The 4129-nt window shown below is 43.4% G+C and carries 3 protein-coding genes; all 3 read right to left on the bottom strand.

The features are described 5' to 3' along the window. Positions 1–781: 781 nt before the first annotated feature. Entirely contained in the window at positions 782–2020 is a 1239-nt protein-coding gene (pepT, locus tag ACO4PX_RS08990; RefSeq protein WP_485541936.1) for a peptidase T, read from the bottom strand. Between the two features lie 47 nt (positions 2021–2067). Further along, entirely contained in the window at positions 2068–3054 is a 987-nt protein-coding gene (locus tag ACO4PX_RS08985; RefSeq protein ID WP_485558101.1) for a homoserine O-succinyltransferase, read from the bottom strand. Positions 3055–3072: 18 nt separating this feature from the next. Further along, positions 3073–4129 (bottom strand): D-alanyl-D-alanine carboxypeptidase family protein (locus tag ACO4PX_RS08980; protein WP_485572334.1); only part of this gene is annotated, 1057 nt, incomplete at its 5' end.

The raw sequence follows: 4129 nt of genomic DNA, 5'->3' as shown, positions 1-4129 counted from the left end.
GGAAGGTTTGCGAACGATAAAGACGAAAGAGAGGTACAATCCAATGGACGAAGAACAGTACTTCTACTGGAGACTTAACTGAGTAGAGAAAACCTAACTCTTGTATAGCGGGAATTATGCTATCGGTTTGCAGAAGACTTTCTTCTTAATTTTCTGAAAAGGGCAGGTTTCCAATAGAATCGGTTTCCCATCATAAACGCTTTAAATATATAAAATCATGGTGAAATTCCATTTTGAAATTATAGAGAAGCGATTCGGAAAAAGGTGGTACAAACCAATGGCTAAATAAGACAATTGAATATTAAGCATTTCCTGAAGATGAAACCCGATGTTTCCCGAGGAATGCTTTCGGATGTATAGCATCCATGATAAAAACAATGACGATGAGCTCTCTTCTCCGAGATAAGAGGAAAGGGAATTCCGATACGAATGTTTCAGAGAGGGAGCATTAGTATAGAGGAGGAATTAATCGTAAGAAAAGCAAGAGGATTGCTTTTTAAAATATGGCTAAGTGATAAGTGAGTCGCTTAGCATACAAAAGAATATAGAATAAGAAACAAGAAAAGTAGAATAAAGCTACTAAGCTTGAAAAAAGTCCCTTCATAAAGGGATGCCAGTGATGGACGAAAAAGCAGTCTATTCATATAAAAGAAAGGATCTTCGAATGTATACTCGAAGGTCCTTTCTCTTGTTTCTATAATATCCTACAGCTTTTCATCAAGACGTCTTGTTCTATAAGTCCGCCCTATCTATGAGCTCGTCTTGTCTTATCGCCCGGAACTTATTGTTTTTTTCCAATCATTTCCTGACAGATCTTCAAAAGCACCGGTATCATCTTTTTGAAAGAATTCAGATTCAGGTATTCATAAATCCCGTGGTAGTTCTCTCCTCCTGTAGACAGGTTGGGGCAGGGTAAGCCCATGAAAGAAAGCTTCGCACCGTCTGTACCTCCACGAATGGGGCAGACCTTCGGGGTAACTCCCTCTTTTTCAAAGGCAGTTTTTGCCACATCAATCAAATACATATGAGGACGAACCTTTTCCACCATATTATAGTAGCTGTCTTTCACTTCTACAGAAAACTGTGCCCCCTTCTCTCCGTATTTCTGATTCAGCTTCTCTCCCGCCTCCTGGAAAATTCTCTTCTTTTCTTGGAATTTCTCCCAATCATGGTCACGAATAATGTAGTCCAAAGTAGCCAGACTTTCCTCTCCCACAAAGGAACATAAGTGGAAGAAGCCTTCATACCCTTCCGTGTTGGCAGGTGTACAATTTGGCAGTAAAGCATTAAACTCCATCGCCAAAAGATTGGCATTCATCATCTTATCCTTTGCAGAACCGGGATGGACATTCACACCATGAATCTTCACCTTTCCGCTGGCTGCATTGAAATTCTCATATTCCACCTCTCCCAGAGTGCCGCCGTCCACAGTATAAGCCACCTCTGCGCCGAAAAGAGGAACATCAAAGAGGTCTGCTCCTGCCCCAACCTCTTCATCCGGTGTGAAACCTATGCAAATGTCTCCATGACGAAACTCCGGATGGGTTTGTATATATTCCACCATAGCCATGATTTCCGCAACGCCCGCCTTATCATCCGCTCCCAATAAGGTTTTTCCGTTGGTAACCATTAAATCCTGTCCAACCGCCTCTAAAAGCTTTGGAAATACCTTCGGAGAAAGAACTTCCGATTCGTTTAAAGCAATATCTTTTCCATCATAATTACTTACAATTCTGGGCTCCACATTCTTACCTCTTGCAGAGGGAGAAGTATCCATGTGGGCAATAAATCCTAAAGCAGGAGTCTTTTCCTGCTCTTCCTTCGATAAATTGGAAGGAATTTTCCCGTATACGTAGGCATGGTCGGTACACTGTACGTCCTTTACCCCCAGTTCCTTTAAATCCGCTTCCAGAACTCTTGCCAGATCAAACTGCTTCTCGCTGGAAGGAATCTTTTCCTGATCCGGTACGGATTCCGTATCAATCTTTAAGTAACGAATCAAACGTTCTACTGCATCCATAATTTCTCCTTTACTTGTACGCACTGCTTCAGTCACTTTTTGTTCCCTTAATCGGTAGACTTTACGGTGCTGTCTCTTTCACTTCTATGGTCATCCCGAAGATAACTGTCCTCGGAAACCGGCCGCATTTCCTCCAAACGATAGGGAGTCTCCTGGTACACAAAATTTAACCAGTTGCTATAGGTACAATTGGAGCTGGAACGCCAGGATAAAATCGGGGTATTCTCCGGATTGTCATCAGGATAATAATTCACCGGAACCTCCGGATTTATTCCTTTGGCCAAATCTCTTTTATACTCCTTATCCAAGTCATAACGGTCATACTCGGAATGACCGGTAACAAAGATTTGGCGGGAAGAGCAGGCCAAAATCAAGTAGCTTCCCGCCTCTTCACTGTCCGCCACCACATAAAGCTCTTTATTTTTCTTTACCGCCTCTTCATCCAGTCCGGTATAACGGGATTGGGGAACATAAAACTCATCATCCATCCCCCTCATTAACATCTTCTTCCTATGAAGAACCCTATGGGAATAGATTCCGCTTAATTTCTTCTCCAAAGGCACTTTCTGAATTCCATAATGATAGTACAGCCCCGCCTGGGCTCCCCAACAGATATGGAAGGTGGAAAACACATGGGTTTTTGACCACTCCATAACCTCCGTAAGTTCTTTCCAGTATCCAACCTCTTCAAAAGGCATCTTTTCCACCGGAGCTCCGGTGATGATTAGGCCGTCAAAATACTCGTTCTGTACAGAAGAGAAATTCACATAAAAGGTATTTAAATGAACGGAGCTGGTATGGGTAGAAACATGGGATTCCATCTTCATCAGTGTGATTTCCGTCTGAATCGGGAAGTTGGAAAGCACCCTAAGTAGATCCAGCTCCGTATCTTCCTTTAAAGGCATCAGGTTGAGAATGGCAATATGCAGAGGTCGAATATTCTGAGATACCGCCCTCTGTTCATCCATAACGAAAATATTTTCCTTCTCTAATATGTCCTTTGCAGGCAAATGGTTCTGTACTTTAATTGGCATAGCTTCCCCCCTTTTCTTCTATCCGAAACGCTTATACAAGGTGGCATGATCCTTAATGCACTGCCAGGTGCTGGAGCTGTAGCCGGTTACCACCAAAAGATTTTTTCCATTTGCTCCTTTTCCGCTACTGACAGCGCAAAACATGGATTGACGAACAAAGCCTGTTTTCGCCATAGTCACGCTGGCACCTCCGGTATCCTGCCCTTTTATTCTTTGTACAAACAGGTTCGTCAGCTTAATACCATTCTCGTGCTTATTGGTGGCAGGAATCTGATAGTTCTCCGTGGAAAGAACCTCTCTGGCTAAGGAATTTCGCATAGCCGCCGCCATAATTTCTCCAATATCCTTCACATTCATATGATGGGTACTGTGATAAAGCCCTGTAGCATTCTGGAATTTACAGTCTGAAGATAGCCCCAAGTCCTGAGCTTTTTTATTCATTAAAGCTACAAATCCCGCTTCAGAACCGGCAATTTCCTTAGCCAAAGCCAATACCGCATCCGCTCCGGAAGGTAGAATTACCCCATAAAGTAAATCCTTTACCCGAACCTGCTCTCCTGCCACAAAACCGCAGTTGCTGGCTCCTCTTGCCTTTACATAGTCCACAATATCCTGGGTAATGGTAATCTTCTTTTCTAAATCCGGAAGATTCTCAACCGCCACAAGTAAAGTCATCACCTTTGTCATAGAGGCCGGATTCATGCTTGCAGAGCTATTCTTCTCACCTAAGATTGTGCCCTGATTCAAATCAAAAACTACCGCATAATTGGCATTCACCTCTGAGCCGATAGACTTGGTTTGCCCATTTCCCGAAAGCTTCGCCAAATTCCACTTTCTTTCCTGGGTAACAGCAGTATTTTGACCGCTACTCTTCGTCGGATTTTGAGAGGATGCGCCACCCGGATTGGCTGCCGGGTTGCTTCCGCCGGAATTTGCAGATCCACTGTTTCCGCTCCCATTATTCCCCTGATTATTATAAAGAAGGTCTTCAATATACTGGTAGGTGGGATCCTTTCCTCTTCCTACACCGCTTCCATTAACGGAAACCGGACCATAGTCTGAAATTCCGTAAACT

It is taken from the genome of Oribacterium sp., assembly GCF_057249185.1.
This window is presented reverse-complemented; position numbering and strand designations above follow the sequence as displayed.

What these genes read in the sequence shown, in the direction of transcription:
- pepT (WP_485541936.1), bottom strand. Translation starts at nt 2,020, where the DNA reads ATGGATGCAGTAGAACGTTTGATTCGTTACTTAAAGATTGATACGGAA.
- ACO4PX_RS08985 (WP_485558101.1), bottom strand. Translation starts at nt 3,054, where the DNA reads ATGCCAATTAAAGTACAGAACCATTTGCCTGCAAAGGACATATTAGAG.